The organism is Neobacillus dielmonensis, assembly GCF_000612665.1.
Classification (GTDB): Bacteria; Bacillota; Bacilli; order Bacillales; family Cytobacillaceae; genus Neobacillus; species Neobacillus dielmonensis.
In genome coordinates this window covers 67,299-89,651 of record NZ_HG942052.1, presented here as the reverse complement: position 1 = coordinate 89,651, position 22,353 = coordinate 67,299, and the positions used below count along the sequence as shown (strand labels likewise).

Annotated in this window: 24 protein-coding genes; 23 read left to right on the top strand and 1 reads right to left on the bottom strand. The window is 39.5% G+C overall.

Going from position 1 to position 22,353, the window contains the following annotated elements; genetic code table 11:
• Positions 1–159: 159 nt before the first annotated feature.
• Positions 160–306, bottom strand: a complete 147-nt coding sequence (locus BN2425_RS08955; RefSeq protein ID WP_074433030.1) for a YpzI family protein — start codon at positions 304–306, stop codon at positions 160–162.
• A 110-nt stretch (positions 307–416) separates the two neighbouring features.
• Here BN2425_RS08955 and BN2425_RS08950 point away from each other — a divergent pair, with 110 nt between their 5' ends.
• From BN2425_RS08950 to BN2425_RS08835, 23 genes are all read left to right on the top strand, one after another.
• On the top strand, positions 417–1,025 hold the full coding sequence (locus BN2425_RS08950) for a YphA family membrane protein (protein ID WP_042457871.1): 609 nt from the start codon (positions 417–419) through the stop codon (positions 1,023–1,025).
• 133 nt (positions 1,026–1,158) lie between these two features.
• Positions 1,159–2,469, top strand: coding sequence for a ribosome biogenesis GTPase Der (der, locus tag BN2425_RS08945; RefSeq protein WP_042457934.1), 1,311 nt, complete (start codon positions 1,159–1,161; stop codon positions 2,467–2,469).
• Positions 2,470–2,490: 21 nt separating this feature from the next.
• Positions 2,491–3,540, top strand: coding sequence for an NAD(P)H-dependent glycerol-3-phosphate dehydrogenase (locus BN2425_RS08940; protein WP_042457868.1), 1,050 nt, complete (start codon positions 2,491–2,493; stop codon positions 3,538–3,540).
• Between the two features lie 227 nt (positions 3,541–3,767).
• Positions 3,768–3,953, top strand: coding sequence for a DUF2768 domain-containing protein (locus BN2425_RS08935; protein ID WP_042457865.1), 186 nt, complete (start codon positions 3,768–3,770; stop codon positions 3,951–3,953).
• A gap of 35 nt (positions 3,954–3,988) precedes the next feature.
• Complete coding sequence (locus tag BN2425_RS08930; protein WP_042457862.1) at positions 3,989–4,699, top strand: hypothetical protein; 711 nt, start codon at positions 3,989–3,991, stop codon at positions 4,697–4,699.
• Between the two features lie 342 nt (positions 4,700–5,041).
• Entirely contained in the window at positions 5,042–6,520 is a 1,479-nt protein-coding gene (spoIVA, locus tag BN2425_RS08925; RefSeq protein ID WP_042457859.1) for a stage IV sporulation protein A, read from the top strand.
• Positions 6,521–6,872: 352 nt separating this feature from the next.
• On the top strand, positions 6,873–7,145 hold the full coding sequence (hbs, locus tag BN2425_RS08920; protein ID WP_042457856.1) for a non-specific DNA-binding protein Hbs: 273 nt from the start codon (positions 6,873–6,875) through the stop codon (positions 7,143–7,145).
• 172 nt (positions 7,146–7,317) lie between these two features.
• Positions 7,318–7,884 carry a GTP cyclohydrolase I FolE gene (gene folE, locus BN2425_RS08915; RefSeq protein ID WP_042457854.1) on the top strand — a complete coding sequence of 189 codons (567 nt, stop codon included), beginning with the start codon at positions 7,318–7,320 and terminating at the stop codon, positions 7,882–7,884.
• Between the two features lie 33 nt (positions 7,885–7,917).
• Positions 7,918–8,154 (top strand): trp RNA-binding attenuation protein MtrB, encoded by a 237-nt coding sequence (gene mtrB, locus BN2425_RS08910; RefSeq protein ID WP_042457852.1) that lies wholly within the window; start codon positions 7,918–7,920, stop codon positions 8,152–8,154.
• Positions 8,155–8,366: 212 nt separating this feature from the next.
• Entirely contained in the window at positions 8,367–9,179 is an 813-nt protein-coding gene (locus BN2425_RS08905) for a heptaprenyl diphosphate synthase component 1 (protein WP_042457931.1), read from the top strand.
• A 2-nt stretch (positions 9,180–9,181) separates the two neighbouring features.
• Positions 9,182–9,886: a demethylmenaquinone methyltransferase gene (locus tag BN2425_RS08900; RefSeq protein ID WP_042457849.1), complete on the top strand. Its 705-nt coding sequence runs from the start codon at positions 9,182–9,184 to the stop codon at positions 9,884–9,886.
• A 39-nt stretch (positions 9,887–9,925) separates the two neighbouring features.
• Positions 9,926–10,888 carry a heptaprenyl diphosphate synthase component II gene (hepT, locus tag BN2425_RS08895; RefSeq protein ID WP_042457928.1) on the top strand — a complete coding sequence of 321 codons (963 nt, stop codon included), beginning with the start codon at positions 9,926–9,928 and terminating at the stop codon, positions 10,886–10,888.
• Between the two features lie 139 nt (positions 10,889–11,027).
• Complete coding sequence (gene ndk, locus BN2425_RS08890; protein WP_042457846.1) at positions 11,028–11,474, top strand: nucleoside-diphosphate kinase; 447 nt, start codon at positions 11,028–11,030, stop codon at positions 11,472–11,474.
• 778 nt (positions 11,475–12,252) lie between these two features.
• A complete protein-coding gene (gene aroC, locus BN2425_RS08880; protein WP_042457844.1) occupies positions 12,253–13,431 on the top strand; it encodes a chorismate synthase in 1,179 nt (392 codons plus the stop codon).
• On the top strand, positions 13,431–14,504 hold the full coding sequence (aroB, locus tag BN2425_RS08875) for a 3-dehydroquinate synthase (RefSeq protein WP_042457841.1): 1,074 nt from the start codon (positions 13,431–13,433) through the stop codon (positions 14,502–14,504). Before aroC ends, aroB begins: the two co-directional genes overlap by 1 nt.
• A gap of 11 nt (positions 14,505–14,515) precedes the next feature.
• Positions 14,516–14,890, top strand: coding sequence for a chorismate mutase (aroH, locus tag BN2425_RS08870; RefSeq protein WP_042457838.1), 375 nt, complete (start codon positions 14,516–14,518; stop codon positions 14,888–14,890).
• 35 nt (positions 14,891–14,925) lie between these two features.
• Entirely contained in the window at positions 14,926–16,014 is a 1,089-nt protein-coding gene (hisC, locus tag BN2425_RS08865; protein ID WP_042457836.1) for a histidinol-phosphate transaminase, read from the top strand.
• 94 nt (positions 16,015–16,108) lie between these two features.
• A complete protein-coding gene (locus BN2425_RS08860; RefSeq protein ID WP_042457834.1) occupies positions 16,109–17,215 on the top strand; it encodes a prephenate dehydrogenase in 1,107 nt (368 codons plus the stop codon).
• 22 nt (positions 17,216–17,237) lie between these two features.
• Positions 17,238–18,530, top strand: a complete 1,293-nt coding sequence (gene aroA, locus BN2425_RS08855) for a 3-phosphoshikimate 1-carboxyvinyltransferase (RefSeq protein WP_042457832.1) — start codon at positions 17,238–17,240, stop codon at positions 18,528–18,530.
• Between the two features lie 148 nt (positions 18,531–18,678).
• Entirely contained in the window at positions 18,679–19,578 is a 900-nt protein-coding gene (locus BN2425_RS08850) for a hypothetical protein (protein ID WP_042457830.1), read from the top strand.
• 19 nt (positions 19,579–19,597) lie between these two features.
• Positions 19,598–20,860, top strand: a complete 1,263-nt coding sequence (locus tag BN2425_RS08845) for a tetratricopeptide repeat protein (RefSeq protein WP_042457827.1) — start codon at positions 19,598–19,600, stop codon at positions 20,858–20,860.
• A gap of 30 nt (positions 20,861–20,890) precedes the next feature.
• Positions 20,891–21,457 (top strand): ReoY family proteolytic degradation factor, encoded by a 567-nt coding sequence (locus BN2425_RS08840; RefSeq protein ID WP_042457824.1) that lies wholly within the window; start codon positions 20,891–20,893, stop codon positions 21,455–21,457.
• Between the two features lie 370 nt (positions 21,458–21,827).
• On the top strand, positions 21,828–22,298 hold the full coding sequence (locus BN2425_RS08835) for a YpiF family protein (RefSeq protein ID WP_042457821.1): 471 nt from the start codon (positions 21,828–21,830) through the stop codon (positions 22,296–22,298).
• Positions 22,299–22,353: the final 55 nt, after the last annotated feature.

The following is a 22,353-nucleotide window of genomic DNA, read 5'->3' as shown; positions in this document are numbered from 1 at the left end:
CATTTATATAGTTCGGCTGGGTTGCAGCCATTGAGTGCCTCACTAGCCACTTTCAATCACCGTAACTGGTAAGTAGCGAAGCCTGTCTGCGAAGCTTCACTCGGCTTTTTCTTTTCTAAAAAGATTAAGTTCTTTGCTATCCTCTTTTTTGTTCGAGTTTTACATATCGTATTTTCCGTTATTTAAATCCCGTGCTTCTTCGGGACTTGACATCTTAGTTGAGCCTGGATAGTGCAGTGCTTGATCTCGGTCTTTCCCGGTTTTCCCTATCTTTTTCAGTTTTTCTTCTTGACGGTCTTTTCCCATCGCCTCACACCTCCTGTTTATAGAATGATTCTCTCCCTGAATATTATTCAAGGAAGTATGAAAATACATATTGGCAGCCCATAATGAAAATAATAGGAGGTGTATGCGAAATGGATGGGTACATGTTTTACTGGATCTTCTGGTTGTTTTGGGTGTATCTTACCTTTATCGTTAACAAACAAAATCCATATCGGTTTAAATTATCTGCGTTGATTTTAGTAACCATCATTGTTTCAAATAGTTATTTGACGATCGGTCAAAATAAAGTTTTCATCGGCGGTATTTTCTTATTGGTGTTTGCGTATTGGGAAATTAGTAAACAAAAATTAAGTGCTATCATCTATCTTTCTATTTGTTCATTAATCCTATCCATTTCCTATATCACGTTTCAATTGTTCGAAATATTCGATCCGATTTGGATATTGTTTAAAAGGGAATGGATGCTGGCAATTATTATTGGTTATTTGAGTATGCTGCTCCAAAAAACATTAAAACGAAGATTATTAATGGTTGTCTGCGGAATGATGCAGGGAGAGATTTTCTATGCCTATATAGTAAATCGATTGGAATTCCCCTATGAGATTGGTTCGTTTGATTATTTAAATGTCCTTTCATTAACGGCCCTTTTACTTTCTGGGTGGAATCTTCTGGAACATTCAGGCTCAGTACTGCAGCAACTGTTTCATCTTCAAGAAAAGGCTAAGCAGAAGTCATCGTAAAATATTTAGGACTCTTACCATTGCAGGAGGCGATAAACATTTGCTAAGATAATAAAAGTTACCCTTCTCATATAAGAAGGGTTTCTTTCTTAAGCTAAGTGCTTAAATACAGAAAGAAAGGATGGCGATTATGATGGTTAAACCGGTTATTGCCATTGTCGGAAGACCGAATGTTGGAAAGTCCACTATTTTTAATCGGATTGTTGGAGAAAGAATTTCTATTGTTGAAGATGTTCCAGGCGTAACACGCGATCGCATATATAGTTCTGGGGAATGGTTAACACATGATTTTAATATCATTGATACTGGTGGAATTGATATCGGAGATGAGCCGTTTTTAGAACAAATCCGCCAGCAAGCAGAAGTTGCTATAGACGAAGCGGATGTTATCATCTTTTTAACCAATGGACGAGAAGGTGTCACAGCCGCTGATGAAGAAGTGGCTAAGATTTTATACAGGTCCAAAAAACCTATTGTTTTAGGAGTTAATAAGATTGATAATCCTGAAATGCGCGACCTTATTTACGACTTTTATGCGCTGGGGTTTGGCGAGCCTATTCCAATCTCAGGCTCCCATGGACTAGGATTGGGTGACCTGTTGGATGCTGCGGCAAAACATTTTCCTAAAGATGAACAGGACGAGTATGATGATGATGTGATTAAGTTTTCTCTAATTGGCCGGCCAAATGTAGGAAAGTCTTCCCTGGTTAATGCAATTTTAGGAGAAGAGCGGGTAATTGTTAGTAATATTGCCGGTACAACTCGGGATGCTATAGATTCACCATATACATATAATGGAGAAAAATATGTCATTATTGATACAGCAGGTATTAGAAAAAAAGGGAAAGTTTATGAGAATACCGAAAAATATAGTGTACTCCGTGCATTAAGAGCTATTGAACGTTCTGATGTAGTCCTAATGGTTTTAAATGCAGAAGAAGGGATTATTGAACAGGACAAAAAAATTGCCGGTTATGCACATGAAGCTGGGCGAGCTGTTGTCATTGTTGTTAATAAATGGGATGCCATTGAGAAAGATGAAAAAACAATGAAGGAGTTTGAACAAAAAGTACGGGACCACTTCTTGTATTTATCCTACGCTCCAATTGTATTTTTGTCAGCCAAGACTAAAAAACGAATTCATACCTTGCTGCCAATGATTAATTTGGCTAGTGAAAACCATTCTAGACGAGTCGAGACGAGTGTCCTGAACGATGTCATTATGGATGCTGTTGCCATGAATCCGACACCTACAGATAAAGGGAAGCGGCTGAAAATTTATTATGCAACTCAAGTAGCTGTAAAACCGCCTACTTTCGTCATCTTTGTAAATGAACCTGAATTATTGCATTTTTCTTATGAACGTTTCCTCGAGAATCGAATTAGGGACGCATTTGGTTTTGAGGGGACACCAATTAAAATTTTCGCTAGGGAGAGAAAATAACGGAAAGCCGGGTGAGTTGTCTTGCAGGGAAAATCAGAAGAAATTGCTGTATTAGGTGCTGGAAGCTGGGGCACAGCACTTGCAATGGTTTTAGCGGATAATGGACACAAGGTACGGCTATGGAGCCATAACGAAGAGCAGGTAAAAGAAATTAATGAGCACCACACAAACAAAAAATATTTGCCTGAAATTGACCTTCCGGAATTAATCGTTGGACAGGCTTCGTTATCAGAGGCTCTGTCAGGAATCCATACTGTCATATTAGCAGTACCGACAAAGGCAATACGCGAAGTGATTGGCAAATTGGCACCAGTTCTTACTGAACCTATTATTATCGCCCATGTGAGTAAAGGAATCGAACCCGACTCCTTGCTTAGAATTTCTGAAATGATTAAACAGGAAATGCCCCCTGAACGTTTAGAAGCTGTTGTTGTTTTATCTGGCCCTAGTCATGCTGAGGAAGTAAGTTTGCGACACCCTACAACCGTAACGGTTACTTCGGAAGAAATGACAGCGGCCGAAAGAATTCAGGACCTGTTTATCAATCATAATTTTCGTGTTTATACCAACCCTGATGTGATCGGTGTGGAAATTGGCGGCGCCTTAAAAAATATCATCGCATTGGCAGCGGGAATATCGGATGGGCTTGGCTATGGAGATAATGCGAAAGCCGCTTTGATTACAAGAGGGTTGGCTGAGATAGCGAGACTGGGTACAAAAATGGGAGCCAATCCACTTACTTTTTCCGGACTGGCCGGAATTGGCGATTTAATTGTGACTTGTACAAGCGTACATTCTAGAAATTGGAGAGCGGGAAATCAGCTAGGAAAAGGAAAAACACTTGAAGAGGTACTTGATAACATGGGTATGGTGGTTGAAGGGGTTAGAACCACAAAAGCAGCACATCAGTTAGCCAAAAAATATGAAGTGAAAATGCCGATAACGAATGCCCTTTACGGAATCTTGTTTGCTGGCAAAAATGCCAAAGATGCTGTAGATGAACTCATGTCACGTGGAAAGACTCATGAGATGGAAGATTTAGTGAATGTACTGGATGAACGAATGTTATAAATAATAAAAAAGTACCTTTTTAACAAGAATATAGGCGTTCGATGATACGCTTTTCATTTAGTATGCATAAAATGTGAGCGAAGCAACTTGGTAGTTTAACGCCTGGTTTGGGTATTTTTAGTCCGCTGGCTGAAGTAAAGAGACGCCCCACTTTACTTCAGCTTTTTTTATTTTTTATATAACAAGTTCTTATGTTATAATAGCATTCGGAAAAGGGGGTATTACACTTGTCACCTGGAATGGTAAAAATGTGGATTTCAATTGCCGGAATCGGCTTGATGTTTCTTGCCATGATCACCATTTATTTAAGCAGATTTAAACTAAAAGGAGTATTTAAGATTCTAACTGCGATTTTGGCCTATGTATTTTTGATTGGAGCAGGATTTACGCTGTTAATCGTCTTTTTAGCGTAATCTTGTATATTTTACATAATATTAAAGGTGATTATATGAAATGGACAAGAGCTGCCTGTTTGTTCAGCTTAATCGTTTTTTTATTGACAGGATGTATGTACCCTGATGAAAAATTAACGGAAAACCAAATACCCTATAAGGACCAAATACAATCCGTTCAGACAGCGGTAGATGAATTTAGACAGGACAATGGGGGGATTCTCCCTATTAAGACAAAAGACTATAACACACCGATTTATCAAAAGTATCCCATTGAGTTTAAAAAAATTGCACCTAAATATATCGCTGAGCCTCCTGGGAATGCATTTGAGAGCGGTGGGATTTTTCAATATGTGTTAATTGATGTAGAAACGAATCCAACAGTGAAACTGCTTGATTTAAGAATGGCCGAGACTATTCGCGAAATTCAATTAAGAATTAAAACGAAGGGATACCCGCCCTTTAAAAAGCAGATTGCTAGAAATGTCTATACGTTAGATTATAAACAATTGGGCTATAACAAGCCGCCATATGCAATTAGCCCATTTACCGGGCAGAACCTTTCCTTTGTTATTAGTACGGATGGAGGAATTTATGCGGATTACGCTCCGGATTTATATCAAGCTTTAAAACAGACAAAGCGCCAAATCACTCCAGGAGAAGACATCCGCCAGCTTCTTACCGAAGATTCGTTGTTTGTCCCTGCTTACTCACTTCCATACACAATAGAGGCTGCTACAAATGAACCAGTTTTCCTTGAGAAATAAATGGAGTGAATATCTTGGATATAATAAATAAGAATTAATTTTAGTCATATCCCCTTCACCAAGAAATATATTGTAGGTGAAGGGTTTTTTTGTTCTGTAATGAGCGTGATGTGATAATTCCTGATATGTCATATCCGTGAAAATAATTAATAGAAACCCTCCAGTGAAGAAGACTTAGGCACTATTAATCCATGAATCCTTATGAAACTTGAATAAGGAGGTAAAAAATTTAAGAAAAGTGTCATAACCATATAGGACAACGTCATAAACATATACTGTCCAAAAATAGCTATATGGATGAAATTATCCCACTTTACACTCTAAAATTCAGGAGGGGATCACTTGGAAAAGGTTGATATTTTTAAGGATATTGCCGAGAGGACCGGAGGCGATATTTATTTAGGGGTAGTAGGAGCAGTCCGTACGGGAAAGTCGACATTCATTAAGAAATTCATGGAGCTAGTGGTATTACCGAATATATCAAGTGAAGCGGAAAGATCACGGGCACAGGACGAACTTCCACAGAGTGCCGCTGGAAAGACGATTATGACAACTGAACCAAAATTTGTGCCGAATCAGGCGGCTACGGTTCATGTTGATGAGGGCTTGGATGTGAATATTCGGCTGGTAGATTGTGTGGGTTATACTGTTCCAGGTGCAAAGGGATATGAGGATGAGAATGGTCCTAGGATGATTAACACTCCTTGGTATGAAGAACCTATACCTTTCCATGAAGCGGCTGAAATAGGTACTAGAAAAGTAATACAAGAACATTCTACACTTGGTGTCGTGGTAACAACTGATGGCACTATTGGTGAAATACCAAGAAGCAACTATATTGAAGCTGAAGAAAGAGTCATTGAAGAATTAAAGGAAGTTGGAAAACCATTTATCATGGTTGTAAACAGTGCTCAGCCATATCATCCGGCGACGGAAACATTAAGGTCCAGTCTTTCTGAAAAATATGATATTCCTGTTATTGCCATGAGTGTTGAGAGCATGAGAGAAAGCGATGTATTGAATGTACTGCGTGAAGCTCTCTATGAATTCCCAGTTTTAGAGGTGAATGTTAACCTTCCAAGTTGGGTTATGGTTCTAAGGGAAAACCATTGGCTTCGTGAGAGCTACCAAGATGCTGTCAGAGAAACTGTTAAAGATATCAAGAGATTAAGAGACGTAGATAGGGTAGTGCAGCAATTCAGTGAGTTTGACTTTATTGAGAAAGCAGGATTAGCTGGGGTTGAAATGGGCTCTGGAGTAGCTGAAATTGACTTGTTTGCCCCAGATGAATTGTATGATGATATTTTAAAAGAAATTGTAGGTGTTGAGATCCGGGGAAAAGATCATCTTCTGGAGTTGATGCAGGACTTTGCCCATGCAAAAGCTGAATATGATCATATTTCAGATGCATTGAAGATGGTGAAGCAGACTGGATACGGAATCGCCTCGCCAACTCTTTCAGATATGAGTTTGGAGGAACCGGAAATCATCAGGCAGGGTGCCCGGTTTGGTGTGAGGTTAAAAGCTGTAGCACCTTCCATTCATATGATTAAAGTTGACGTCGAATCAGAATTTGCTCCGATAATTGGTACGGAAAAGCAAAGTGAAGAGTTGGTCCGATACCTGATGCAGGACTTTGAGGATGACCCGCTTTCAATTTGGAACTCGGATATTTTCGGGCGCAGTTTGAGTTCAATTGTTCGTGAAGGCATTCATGCGAAGCTTTCGTTAATGCCTGAAAATGCTAGATATAAATTAAAAGAAACATTAGAAAGAATTATTAACGAGGGTTCTGGCGGTTTAATCGCAATAATCCTCTAGGTTAGGGACTCCCAATTGGAGTCCTTTTTTTACTTTTTGTGGGACTTTTCTACCAGAAAAAGTCTAAAAAAGTAGAATTTTGTAGAACAAAAGAAAAGATTACCATAATTTCTTGAATTCTTCTTGATATGCGGATTTGATTGTGTTAATCTTTTAACAGATTACGTAATAGTGCTGAAGCCTTTATTTCACGGGATTTCTTGGGGGTTCATTCGTTGTTGTACATGCAAAATTCTTTGGTAATTTTTGCATAAAAAACAAAACTGTTACGTATAGAAATTAGAAATTTTGTTTAGAAATGTAGATAAGTATTCTTATTTATCTCGAATTTCTTTGGGAGGAGGTGAATGGCATGAACAAGACAGAACTTATCAATGCAGTTGCTGAGGCCGGCGAGCTTTCTAAAAAAGACGCTACGAAAGCAGTTGATGCTGTTTTTGACACAATTTTAGATGCTTTAAAAAATGGTGATAAGGTACAACTTATCGGTTTTGGAAACTTTGAAGTACGTGAGCGTGCAGCACGTAAAGGACGCAATCCTCAAACTGGTGAGGAGATCGAAATTGGTGCGAGCAAGGTTCCTGCTTTCAAACCAGGTAAGGCGCTTAAAGATGCAGTAAAATAATTACATAAATTATTGCTTTAAGCGAATGCTTAGGCAAAGGCCATGGACACCCATGGCCTTTTTTCTTTTTGGGTGACTCTGATATGCTTGAATTTTTTGCTTGCATTGAAACGAGTATGCTAATATGAACTTGTCATCAAATTGACAGCAGAATATTAGGAGGAATTGACGTATGACAGAAGTGAATCGTACCCAGATTGAGGAAGCGGTACGTTTAATATTGGAAGCAATCGGTGAAGACCCAAACCGGGAAGGACTACTTGATACCCCTAAGAGGGTAGCAAAGATGTATGAAGAAGTTTTTAGCGGATTAAATGAGGACCCAAAGCAACATTTCGAAACCATATTCAGTGAAGACCACGAGGAGCTTGTATTGGTGAAAGATATACCGTTTTATTCCATGTGTGAACATCATCTTGTCCCTTTCTTTGGAAAAGCACATGTGGCTTACATACCTCAAAATGGCCGAGTCACGGGGCTAAGCAAATTGGCAAGGGCAGTAGAAGCTGTTGCTAAACGTCCGCAGCTTCAAGAAAGGATTACCTCCACAGTTGCCGATAGCATTGTAGAAAAGCTTGAACCACATGGTGTAATGGTCGTTGTAGAGGCAGAACATATGTGTATGACGATGAGAGGCGTTAAGAAGCCGGGATCCAAAACGGTAACAACCGCAGTTCGTGGAACGTTGTCTGAAGATCCGGCAGCAAGGGCAGAAATCCTTTCATTAATCAAAAATTAATGATGAAAAAATAAAAACCAGGGGTGAAGCGACTTGGAAAAGCAGCGGAGTCTAAACGGTGATTATGTTGTTATAAAGGCAGAGGAAGATGGTGTTAGTGTAATCGGTCTAACAAGAGGTTCGGACACTAAATTTCATCATTTAGAGAAACTTGATAAAGGTGAGGTGCTACTTGCCCAGTTTACAGAACACACTTCTGCGATAAAAATAAGAGGGAATGCCAAAATCCTTACCAATTATGGGGAAATTGACAGTGAAATGAAAAAATAATCTACCGATAACTTTCCTTTTCTGAATAAACTTTGCGTTATTTAGAAAAGGAAATATATTTATTTGGTCATGCAGTGCCGAATTATTCTCTTTTGTGATATAATGGTGAGAGCCTTTTATAGCGTACAGGGGCTTTTTTAGTCGTTACTCTCTTTTTGTTAAATAATAGACATACATAGACATATTACTTCGGGGAAACAAGGGTGATAATTGTGCTGGATATTCGACAAAAGTATACCAACATTAAAGAGAAGGTCGAAAAATATGTGTGGGACACTTACTTGCTTAAATACATTGAATCCCCAACTATCGACCAGGATAAGCTTCTTGTCCTTGTTTCGATTGCAGATTTGCATAATTTGGAGGAGCGGGAAAGTGAGAACCTTTGTCTATCGGCCATGCTCATACAAATAGCCCTTGATACTCATGAACATATATCCAAGCTCCAGGAAGATGGAGTCGAACGGCAGTTGACGGTATTAGCCGGTGATTATTTTAGCGGTTTATATTACAAACTTCTAGCAGACTCAAAGGATATTTCAATGATTAAAACACTGTCCAAAGGTGTCAAAGAGGTTAATGAAAGTAAGATAACCTTTTACTATCAAAGCCCATCGAGTATTGATCAAGTAATGGAAAGCTTGAAATTGATTGAAAGCTCTCTTATGACACGGTTTGCTGGTTATTTTAAATTAGATATCTGGAATTATTTTCTTGAAGACTTGTTATTCTTTAAACGGCTACTTAATGAAAAGGAACATTTTGTCCAACAACAAGACTCCGTCCTATTTGAAAGTCTGAAAACACATTTATATCCATACAGTGACTGTCGATTATCTGAATTGTCTAGTGAACAGCAGCAACAGCTATTAATCATTTGTGAGCAGTATTTGAAGCAGACAAAACAGGCAATTGAAAAAGCAATGACAAAAGTGCCGTATGTAAATGAATTTTTGAAAAATAAAGTCACTACTTTATTAAATCAACATCAGCCATATGTGAAAACATTTGCGGAGGAAGGGTAAAGATGCAGCAATCCAAGGAAGAACGGGTTCATCATGTATTTGAAAAGATTTCTGATAGCTACGATAAAATGAACTCTGTGATCAGTTTTCAGCAGCACCTTAAATGGCGGAAAGACACCATGAAAAGAATGAATGTTCAGCAAGGAGCGCATGCTCTTGATGTTTGTTGTGGGACTGCTGATTGGACGATTGCTTTAGCAGAAGCTGTCGGACCACATGGAAAAGTAGTTGGGCTTGATTTTAGCAAAAATATGTTGAAGGTAGGAGAAGAAAAGGTTGAGCAGCTTCATCTAGACCAAGTAAAATTAATCCATGGCAATGCAATGGAACTCCCTTTCCCTGATAATAGTTTCGATTACGTGACCATTGGGTTCGGACTTCGAAATGTCCCGGATTATCTTCAGGTATTAAAGGAAATGTATCGTGTTGTGAAGCCTGGCGGAATTGCTGTTTGTTTAGAGACAAGCCAGCCAACTCTAATAGGATATAGACAGCTTTTCTACCTATATTTCCGGTATATCATGCCGATGTTTGGTAAATTGTTTGCTAAAAGTTATAAGGAATACTCTTGGCTTCAGGAGTCTGCCCGTGATTTTCCAGGGATGAAAGAACTAGCATCTTTGTTCGAAACGGCAGGATTTTCTGAGGTTAAATATAAGCCTTATAGTGGTGGTGCCGCTGCAGTACACATCGGGAAGAAAAAATAATCGCGCAAAACAGATAGGATGAAAAGCTGGGTGAATACAATGAAATTAAAAATGATGTATTCATTTTTGAATTCTGATATTAATATCATAGAGAAAAAACTAGAGGAGACTATTAAAACCGAGTCTCTTCTTTTAAAACAGGCTTCTATGCATACATTGCTGGCTGGCGGAAAAAGGATACGTCCTATTTTTGTGCTGCTTGCGGGGAAGTTTGGAGATTATGACATCAATGTCCTAAAGGATGTTGCAGTGGCGCTTGAACTTATTCATATGGCCTCGTTGGTTCACGATGATGTCATTGATGATGCTGATCTTCGCCGAGGAAAGCCAACTGTAAAATCAAAATGGGACAACCAAGTTGCTATGTATACAGGGGATTTTGTATTTGCCCTTGCCCTTGAATCAATGACTAATATTGAAAATCCCTTAGCGCATAAAATATTGGCAGATACAATGGTCGAAGTGACGGTGGGAGAAATTGAACAAATTAAAGATAAATACCGTTATGACCAAAAATTTCGAGACTATTTGCGGAGAATTAAAAGAAAAACAGCATTGTTGATTGCGTCTAGCTGCCAATTGGGAGCAATAGCGGCAAATGTGGAAGAGTCAGTGCATAAGAAATTGTATCAGTTTGGCTATTATGTAGGTATGTCTTATCAAATTACTGACGATATTCTTGATTTTACAGCTACAGGTGAAGAACTTGGAAAACCAGCTGGAAGTGACTTGCTGCATGGCAATATCACAGCACCGGTATTTTTTGCTATGGAAAACAAAACAGTTCGAGAAAAAATCGAACAGGTGCATCCGGACACAACGGCATTGGATATCGAGGAGATTATCTCCCTAATAAAACAAACAGGTGCGATTGAAAAGTCGGTTCAGCTCAGTGATCAGTACTTGAATAAGGCTCTGGCAATATTAAAAGAGCTTCCAGATAACCGTGCAAAAAAATCCTTCCAGGAGATCGCGAAAAATATTGGTAGACGTAAGTTCTAAAATGTAATTTCATCATTTCCATTTCTATACTTGTTTTGTTATGTAGACAGTCTTGCGAAATATTCAAAACAATGTTAATATTTTCGTGGATTGTATTTTGGTATAACAATCCTATACATATAAAGTGGGAGTGGAAATGATGGAGAGCACATTTTTAATGGTTAAACCTGATGGGGTACAGCGTAATTTAATTGGGGAAATTGTGTCACGTTTTGAAAGAAAGGGCTTTCAACTATTGGGTGCAAAGTTAATGAGTATCCCTACCGAGCTTGCTGAACAGCATTATAGTGAACATAAGGAACGTCCTTTCTTTGGCGAATTGGTTGACTTCATTACATCAGGGCCTGTTTTTGCAATGGTATGGCAAGGGGAAAATGTCATTAGCACTGCTCGCCAAATGATGGGATCTACAAATCCAAAGGATGCTGCACCAGGAACAATCCGCGGAGACTTTGGTCTAACAGTTGGCAAAAACGTTATACACGGATCTGATTCAATTGAAAGCGCTGCCCGGGAAATCGGTTTATTCTTTAGTAAATCAGAACTAGCAGAATACTCCAAATTAGTGAACGAATGGATTTATTAACTTAATAAATTATAAACACTTGTACTTAGATACAAGTGGCAGACTGTCGACAAATCTGAAAAAACTTCGGGTTTGCCGACAGTCTTTTTTTGCTCTTTTTATGGGGGGGCCGTTATTTGTGCTCCAGGCGCTTCGCGGGGTCTTCGCATTTCTGCTCCAATCAACAGGGCAAACAACATAGATGACCTATAGATTATTTTTCTTTTTAATTATGCCACGTTTTTTATGAGAGTGATGAAATGTTAACAAAAAACACACAGATGAACCGTGACCAAGTAGGAATGATCGCTTTAGAGCAGTTTGTACCTGAGGACCATATGGTCCGTAAGATATAAGCTGCCATAGTGAAAAGCATGAAAAAAACCTTTTCTACTAGATAAGTTTGAAAAAAAGGAATCAAGGAAATAAAAGAAAGTACCACCAATCCAGAGAGTGGTTGCTATGTAAAGGACGTAAAAACATGGAGACAGGGAATTGGGATTAACCAGAATTGGCATATGAATTGACCTTGGATGGGGCAGTTTAATACAAAACTATAGTAAAAAGAGTCATAATTAGAAAAAGGCACCCGAATGTGAACCTTCGTAATGCCTTTTGTGTACAGTCTACAATCTGACACTTGTACTTAGATACAAGTGTTTTTTATTGGCGATGTAAGAACAACTAGCTTCTTTATATAAAAATTCTAACTATTTTCTGAATTGTCCTACTATGCGAATCCGACACAATATGTTATATTGATACATAAATCCTTTAATGAGTTGAAGGGGGAAAGAGTATGGGATTAAGATATTTGACAGCGGGAGAATCACACGGTCCGCAATTGACAGCAATTTTGGAAGGGCTGCCCGCAGGGATGCCGCTTTTGACGGAAGATATAAATGCTGAATTGGCAAGAAGACAACAAGGATACGGCCGGGGAAGACGGATGCAAATCGAGAAAGATACAGTAGAAATCATGTCGGGAGTACGGCATGGGCAAACGTTGGGATCACCTGTTGCATTAGTGGTTAAAAATAATGATTGGAAACATTGGACCAAAATAATGGGTGCGGAGCCGCTTGTAGACATGGAAGAGGATGAAGTAAAACGCAAGGTAACCCGTCCTCGCCCCGGTCATGCAGACTTAAATGGCGGGATTAAATATGGCCATCGGGATATGAGAAATGTTTTAGAACGATCATCTGCACGTGAGACAACAGTTCGTGTCGCCGCAGGAGCCGTTGCCAAAAAGCTATTGTCTTTAGTAGGAGTGAACATTGTGGCACATGTGGTCGAAATCGGTGGGATTAAAGCTAATGTCGACCGTACCTTAACATTGGAAGCTTTAAAAGAACGTTCAGAAAGCTCACCTGTCCGCACCGTTGACCCAAATGTAGAGCAGGACATGATGAATGCTATTGATGAAGCAAAAAAAAGTGGCGATTCCATTGGCGGGATTGTCGAGGTCATTGCCGAAGGAATGCCAGCGGGAATCGGAAGTTATGTACATTATGATCGAAAATTAGATGCTAAACTAGCTGGAGCCATGGTCAGTATTAACGCCTTTAAAGGAGTGGAATTTGGGATTGGATTTGAGGCAGCAAGAAAGCCAGGCAGTGAGGTTCACGATGAAATTGCTTGGGATAAAGAGACAGGATATTACCGGAAATCAAACCGGCTAGGCGGCTTTGAAGGCGGGATGACAACAGGAATGCCAATTGTAGTCAGGGGTGTAATGAAGCCAATCCCAACTCTTTATAAACCGCTAATGAGTGTGGACATTGAAACAAAAGAACCATTCTCAGCAAGTATTGAACGATCAGACAGTTGTGCAGTTCCTGCAGCTGCTGTTGTTGCAGAGCATGTTGTTGCTTGGGAATTAGCCAATGCTCTTGTGGAACAATTTTATAGTGACCGTTTTGAAACCTTTGTTGAAGAAATACAAAAGCAACGGGAATATGCGAGGGGATTTTAATGGAGACGATCCACATCGAAACAGAGTCAAAGCTGTATGATGTGTTTGTTGGGGAAGGGGCCTTAGGCCATATTCCACCGTTTTTAAAAAGCCATTTCCCTAGCTTGACAAAAATTTTAGTGATTACGGATGAAACAGTGGCTAGGCTTCATCTTGAGAAATTGGTTTCCGTACTTGATGATTGGGATCCAGTTGTTTTTACTGCCCCGAGTGGTGAAAAAGCGAAAACTTTTGATGTTTTTTATGATGCTCTAACAGCTGGTTTACAAAATCGCCTTGACCGAAAATCAGTCATTATTTCATTTGGAGGCGGTGCGGTTGGTGACTTAGCTGGTTTTGTTGCTTCCACCTTTATGAGAGGAATATCGTTTATCCAGGTGCCAACGACTATATTAGCCCATGATAGTGCAGTTGGAGGTAAAGTAGCTATCAACCATCCCATGGGGAAAAACATGATTGGTGCCTTCCACCAGCCGGATGCTGTATTTTATGATCTAAGTCTGCTGGATACACTCCCAGAGCAAGAAGTCAGGTCCGGGTTTGCTGAGGTGATTAAACATGCTCTTATTTACGACCTGGATTTTTACCAGTGGCTTCGGATGAATATTCAGGACTTAAACAGCATGACACAAGGCCAGTTGTCTCAATCATTAATAAAAGGAATAAAAGTAAAAAATTCTTACGTCAGCCAGGATGAAAGGGAAACAGGAATTCGGGCCTACTTAAATTTTGGGCATACGTTAGGCCATGCAATTGAAGCAGAAATGGGATATGGGAAATTCACTCACGGGGAAGCCGTATTGATTGGAATGATTTTTGCTTTAAAATTGAGCATTGAAATACTTGAACTTGATTTTGATTTAAAAGATTTTAGTGAATGGACAAAACGTTTGGGTTATCAAACCAGTTTACCGGAGCGACTTGATTTAGATTCGGTTATAAGCAGGATGAAACAGGATAAAAAATCAGTAGGTGAATCGATTCGCTTTGTCCTGCTCGAAAAAGTAGGACATCCGGTTCTTAAAGAAATTTCAGAGTCACTGTTGTTAAATGGACTGTATGCTTTTAAATAAGGGGGATTTTCATGATTAGAGGGGTGAGAGGAGCAACGACGATTAGCAGCAATACCGCAGATGAGATATTTGCTGCAACAGAGGAGCTGTTCGAAAAAATGATTAAAGAGAATCATATACAGCCCGATACCGTTGCCTCCGTCTTTATTTCAACTACCGAAGATATCACGGCTGCCTTCCCAGCAAAGGCATTGCGCAACTTTGCCGGATGGACTTACGTTCCGGTGATGTGTATGCGCGAAATTCCGGTGGAGAATTCATTGAAGTTGTGCATTCGAGTCATGCTGCACATGAATACAAGCCTAACACAAGAAGAGATTCATCATGTTTACTTAAATGGTGCTAAGGTTCTAAGACCTGACTTAGATGCAAATACAGCAGTATAATAACTACGGAGAAATTTACCAACGGAGTGAGAAAAATGAGATGGAAAGAACAACTATTAACCTTAACTCCCTATAAGCCGGGGAAATCAATCGAATCGGTTAAACGGGAATACAACTTAGACAACATTGTAAAGCTGGCATCAAATGAAAATCCTTTTGGATCCTCAAAAAAAGTGCTCGAAGCACTACAAACTGCACCAGCCAGTCTCGCTATTTATCCGGATGGATATGCTACTGCATTAAGAGAGGAACTTGCTGCATTTCTTCATGTAAATGAAGAAGAAATTATCTTAGGGAACGGTTCGGATAACCTGATTCAAATGATTTCACGAGCATTGCTGCACCCGAATGCAAGCACCATTATGTCAGAACATACCTTTTCACAGTACAAACACAATGCTGTTATTGAAGGTACGGTTATTAAGGAAATCCCCGATAAAGATGGTGAGCATGATCTAAAAGCTATGCTGGAGGCAATTGATGAAAAAACCAATGTTATTTGGGTTTGCAGCCCCAATAACCCAACAGGTACATATATACCAGAAGAACGCCTCACTAGGTTTCTAGACCAGGTGCCGGAGCACATCTTGATTGTGCTGGATGAGGCTTACTATGAATATGTAACGGCTGAAGATTATTACGATTCTATTAGTCTGACCCGAAAGTATCCCAATTTAATTGTTTTAAGAACGTTTTCCAAAATCTATGGATTAGCATCGTTACGGGTTGGGTATGGTGTAGCTAATCGGGCAATCATAAAAGCTCTTGAACCCGCAAGAGAACCATTTAATGCGAACTCTCTAGGGCAGTTAGCTGCTGCTGTAGCAATTCGTGACCAAGAATTTGTTCAATTCTGCAGAGAACAAAACAGACAAGGTCTAGCCCAATATTACGATTTTTGTGAACAAAGGAATCTAAAGTATTATCCTACGCAAACAAATTTTATTTTAATTGATTTAGAGGTTGATTCAGACGAAGCCTTTCAATACCTTCTAGAAAGAGGCTATATTGTCCGTTCAGGTAAAGCATTAGGGTTCCCTACTGCCATAAGAATCACGGTAGGAACCAAGGAACAAAATGAAGGTTTGCTGTCAGCTTTATCTGATTTTTTGAATAAGAACTAAAAAGTTTATATCCTATTACGTTAAAGAAATTTAGGACATTTTGCTTAAGCGCCTACATAAGGCGCTTGCGTTTTTCTAATGGGGAGGGAGTTTTTTGACAGGCCGGGTTTTTGTAATTGGGTTAGGATTAATCGGCGGTTCACTAGCCCTATGTATTAAAAAGCAACATAACCATGCACAAATAATTGGTTATGATATTAATAGTGAACAAGCAAGGCTAGCAAAGATGCTCGGTGTGATTGATGAGGTAGCAGAAACAGTTACGGCTGGGGCGCTCGAGGCTGACTTAATCATCATTTCCGTCCCAGTAAATGAAACATATGCCATTATTGAATTACTATCCGAGCTTCCATTAAAACCAGATGTAATTATTACTGATACCGGTAGCACAAAGGAAAAGATAGTCAAAGGTGCAGCCTGTTTAACGCAAAAAGGCATTACTTTTATCGGCGGACATCCAATGGCTGGCTCCCATAAAACGGGGATCACCGCGGCCAAAGAAATTCTATTTGAAAACGCCTTTTATTTACTAGCGCCGGATGTACATATTGCGGCCGAGAAGGTAGATCTTCTGAAACAATGGTTAGCGGGGACGAATGCAAAGTTTTTAACGATAACACCAGAAAATCATGATTATCTCACGGGAGTAGTGAGTCACTTTCCTCACATTATTGCAGCTTCTATTGTTCGGCAGACAGAAAGCCTATCTCAATCGGAACATTTGATTCCTCGCCTTGCAGCAGGTGGGTTTCGCGATATTACCCGCATTGCCTCCAGTAGTCCAAAAATGTGGAAGGACATACTATTGCAAAACAAAGAAAATTTAATCGGCCTGCTAGATCAATGGCAAGCAGAAATGAACCGAGTAAAACAAATGCTCATAGAAGGACAAGGCGAACAAATTTATGATTATTTTTACCAAGCTAAACAATTTCGTGATGAGCTGCCGATGAAGGAAAAAGGGGCTATACCGGCATTTTACGATTTATATGTAGATCTTCCAGATTATCCTGGGGTGATCTCAGAGATTACGGGATATCTGGCTAAGGAAAGAATTAGTATTACCAATATACGGATACTTGAAACCCGTGAGGACATTAATGGAGTATGCGTTATTAGCTTTCAAACAGAACATGATCGTACTCGTGCAGAACAATGTATTTTGTCTCATACTAACTTTGCAACCTCGTTGGGCATTTAAAATGTTGAAGTAAGGTGATGAAATGACGTTATTAGAACTCAAAAGCAATAAGCATAAGTTAACAGGTGAAATAATAATTCCAGGGGATAAGTCGATTTCCCACCGTTCTGTCATGTTTGGTTCTATTGCGCATGGCGAGACCATCGTTTCCAACTTCCTGCCAGGAGATGACTGTTTAAGTACGATTTCCTGTTTTCGTAAATTAGGAGTAACGATAGAGGAAGAAAATCACAGGCTTCGGATTATTGGCAATGGCTTTGAAGGCTTATCAGAACCCAATGAAATATTAGATGTGGGCAATTCAGGCACTACGATTCGGTTACTTATGGGGATTTTAGCTGGAAGGCCATTTTATACTTCCATTATAGGAGACCATTCCATAGGGAAAAGACCAATGACGCGCGTAACAGACCCGTTAGCTAAAATGGGTGCAATCATCGACGGAAGACAAAACGCCAAGTATACACCTATTTCTATCCGCGGGGGAGAGCTAAACGCGATTAACTATCGGCTTCCTGTCGCAAGTGCACAGGTGAAATCATCTATCATCCTTGCCGGATTGCAAGCGAATGGAGAAACTGTGATAGAAGAACCTGCAGAAACAAGGGATCACACTGAAAGAATGATTCGCCAATTTGGCGCTGAAATCATAAAAGAAAACCGTTTGATAAAAGTAAAAGGTGGACAAAAACTATCCGCCGCTGCAGTTCACGTTCCTGGCGACATTTCTTCCGCTGCTTTCTTCTTAGCTGCCGGAGTTACAGTGTCCGGTAGCAGTATTGTGCTGAAAAATGTTGGGTTAAACCCAACCAGAACCGGAATGATTGAAGTGATGAAAAGGATGGGCGCTGAACTTAAAATTTTTGAATACGATAATGGTTCCTTTGAGCCGGCGGGGGATATCGTAGTTAAAACTTCTAATCTCAAAGGTACTGTCATTGAAGGTGATATTATTCCCACCTTAATTGATGAAATACCGATTATTGCACTTATGGCAACCCAGGCAGATGGGCCTACCATCATTCGGAATGCGGAGGAACTAAAAGTAAAGGAAACAAACCGAATTGATACGGTTGTCCTAGAATTACAGAAGCTAGGTGCAGCAATTGAGGCTACTGAGGATGGAATGTTAATCCATGGAAATTCGAAACTGCATGGCGGTTCTGTATCCAGCCATGGCGACCATCGGATTGGCATGATGCTGGCCATAGCGGCGCTCCTCTGTGATGGAGAAGTGGCCTTGGAGCAGCCGGAAGCCATTTCTGTATCCTATCCAAACTTCTTTACACATTTAAATCACTTGTTGAGTGAATGAGGTGGACTTCGGTGTCACCTCTTTTTTTATGCATCCCACCAGTCATAGATGTTCGCTCATTCGCATAGCTTGTCTTAAAGACACTAGACAATACTGCGGTCAGCCCTTACATCAGATGGGCAATTATGCAGGAGAAAAGGGTGAGAGGATGGCCTATATTATCGAAAATGCCCAGATTCTAAAGGATAGACAGCTCAAAACCTGTTCTTTCTTAATCCAAGAAGACCGAATAGCTGCCATTCAATCCAATTTTAAGCGCTCTTCTTTAATGAAAATGAACCTGGGTCAATTTATTATGACACCAACTTATATCCTCCTTAATTCAAACATCTCTCAGCATGAATCATTCCCAAAGTTGAAACAATTGATAACAAACCAGTTTTTACTAAAAGGATGCACTACGTTTCTTACCTATGTAACGCTCAATTATGAATATGAACTCCATTCGAAAGTGAGCGAGATGGAAACATCGCTAAACAGCAGTCCGATTGATTTTCTAATTGGGGTAAGGATTCCTGTTAGGATGATTACGCAATCATTTATTAGAAGCTGTAAAAAGAAAAAAATACCTGCCATTTTCGTTGAGGTCCAAGATGCAACAGAACTTGCCAACATTCCTTGGAGCTGGATTAAGGATGCGATGTTTCCGTTTAACAGCCCGTTAATTCCAATTATTTCTTGCTCTGAAAAGAAGGAAGTCAAATTGGTTTTGTCGAAATGGAAAGAGGTCATGGTAAATGAAAAAATACCTGCAATCCTGGAGGAGATAGAAGAAAACCAGCCTTTATCAACGGCCATCTTGAATAAAATAGGCATTTATCCTTATAAAGGAAGTCTGATGAATGGTACAGAGTTAAGCTATAATCTATATGACCATTCAATACAAATCGGGAAAGTTGAACAAGCCGATTTGTTTCAATATCATAAAGATAGACTTACTGTAACAGTTCATCGGGGAAAAATTATCCGCTCCGGAAAAGTGGTATCTTTTAAACCGGGTTATGGAGAACATGTAAAAGTGAAAACCCCATCATATTTTTCAATCTAGGGGAAGAGGTAATAGACAGATGGATCGAATTAATAAAATTATCAACATGTTGGAAAACGGCCAACATAATGCAGCAATTAATGAATATAATGATGTACTACGAAGCGGCAGGCCTGACGAAAAGTTCATGCTTGGGGAAGAACTATTCCACTATGGTTTTTTAGATGAAGCAAAAGCTTTAATCGAGAATTTATTAGAAACTTATCCCGAGGAAGGAGAGCTTCTTGTTTTGTTAGGGGAAATTCTTCTGGAACTCGGTGAAGAAGAGGAAGCAATTCTTGTGTTGGAGAGAATTTCCGAACACGATGCTTTTTTTGGTCAGTCGTTGCTATTATTAGCTGACCTATATCAGCTTCAAGGGCTATACGAAGTAAGTGAAGGAAAACTCCTGAAAGCAAAGGACTTGCTACCTAATGAAATTATTATTGATTTTGCATTAGGAGAGCTCTATAGTGAGCAAGGAGAGATTGTTAAGGCAGTAAATGCATATAAAAGTGTCTTGCAGGAAGTCGATGTCGTTGCCGGGGTTAACGTAAATTCAAGAATGGCCGACTTACTTAGCACATCAGGTGTATTTGAAGATGCTCTTGTTTACTATGAGAAAGCACTCAATGAGGAATTAGAAATTAATACGTTATTTGGTTATGCCTTTACTGCTCTTCAGGCGGGCTATAATCGTACCGCCATCGAGAAATTCAACGAATTAAAGGAACTAGATCCTGAGTACCATTCGCTTTATTTGCCTCTCGGCCTAGCGTATGAGCGGGAAGAGGAATTAGAGAACAGTTTTAACGCGGTAAAAGAAGGCATCAAACACGATGAATTTAACAAAGATTTATTTTTCCATGGCGGCAAGATTGCCATGAAATTAGGACTTTCTGAAGAAGCTGAACAATTCTTGCGCGAATCACTTGTATTAGATCCCGGATTTATTGAAGCTGCTTTGACGTTAAATAAATTGTTGTTTCATCAGGAGCGTTACGAAGATGTTCTCGAACTTATCTCTAGTCTAAATCTATTAGAGGAACAGGAGCCTCAGCTGTTATGGGACTCTGCATTTGCCCTCGATAAACTGGAGAGATATTCCGAAGCATTAGACAAATACGAAATCGCATATACTTTCTTTAAAAATAATGAGGATTTTTTACAGGACTATGGATATTTTTTAATCGAGGAAGGAAAAACGGCTCATGCTGCCGAAATTTTTAAACAGCTGCTTTTATTAGATCCAACTAATTCGGAATTTTTAGATGTACTTAACCGCCTTACTGAGGATAATTAAGCGCATAAAATGCAGAGGAGGGAAAAGATTATGGCAACCCCTGTTTCTGTCAACGAGAAGAAGGACTTTATTCGCTGGTTTTTAAATCATTATCAATTAAAAAGAAGAGAGTGCGTGTGGATTCTGAATTACTTAATGAGCCACGATTCTCTGATGGAGAAGGTACATTTTGTAGAGCAAGCCCAATATTGTCCCCGTGGTTTAATTATGTCGACTCATTGTGTTGATAAGGTTCCGTTTCGCTTTTATAAGGAAAATGTCATGACAACCGATGCGGAGAAATCTTTTCATGATATTCGACTAAATAGGGATGAAGATATATATATCCAACTTAATTTTCACGCCTCCAATCAGGCCCATCAATATGCAGCAGTATTGGAAGAAAATCCATATGTTCCAAAACATCTTCAGGTCAACGAGAAGGATGGAATAATTGCTGAGCAACTATTACAAAGTAGTATTGAACGTTTTCAGCGGGAAAAGCTTATTAGACTCATCGATGAAGCCTTAGATAAGCAAGACAGGCAGGCGTTTAGTGTGTTAACTGAACAGTTAAATAAACTACCCAAATCTAATGAATCGGGAAGCTTGCATTAAGCAAGGCTTCCTTTCTTTTTTCTGTTACCCTGAAAATGGACAAGTCGCTTATATCCATACCCCATAGTGCAAAACCTTTTTGCAGGGGTGAGCCTGTTAAATTGGACTGTTGAAATTCTTATCAGTCATTCAGTGAACCCGCGGGCGTGCCGGGGATCCTCCTCGGCGAGTTCCTCGGCCTGTGAGCTCGTCCTGCCCGGTACTCCTACAGTAGTTGAGCGCCTGCTTCAATCAACAGTGTTAGAAATCTAACTATCATTTAACAGAGCTTATTTTTAACGAATCATGAGGGGTTATCACTTTATCTTTTTTTGAAAAATGGGATAATAAATAGTATAGTGATAGTAAGCTTAAAAAGGTTGGTGCATTCATGAAATGGATTTCAAAAGATGTACAGACATTCTTGTCTGCAAAGGAATACATCGATACAGCTATAGTGCCGTTATATTCAATCTCTTTGGAAGCAGAATTAAAACAATCAGCTGAAGCAGTTGAATTTATATCTTTATTGACTGCTCAAGTAGAAAGGCAGTTTGCTGGAAGACTATTGCTGCTGCCACCGTTTACATACTTAAAGAAGGCATCAAGTGAAATAACAGCGGAACAGTTGAAAAATTGGGAATTAAGTCTTGCTGCTGCGGGATTTCAACACATTTTTTATTTAACCGCTGATGCGGAGTGGAGACGGCAAGAAGAAAAGTATGATGGTTCCTTCATTTGGCTCCCGGCCATACCACTAGAATCTATGAGTGATGGGCAAAAAATAACATTGGTAGACAGCCAGGTAAGCCAGTTGTTGCCTCTTTTTACCCAAAAGTGGCAAGAAAATCAGGGCAAATAACCATATCAATTATTTTTTGAAATAGTATGATATTGACCTTCAAAGAAGATTGAAG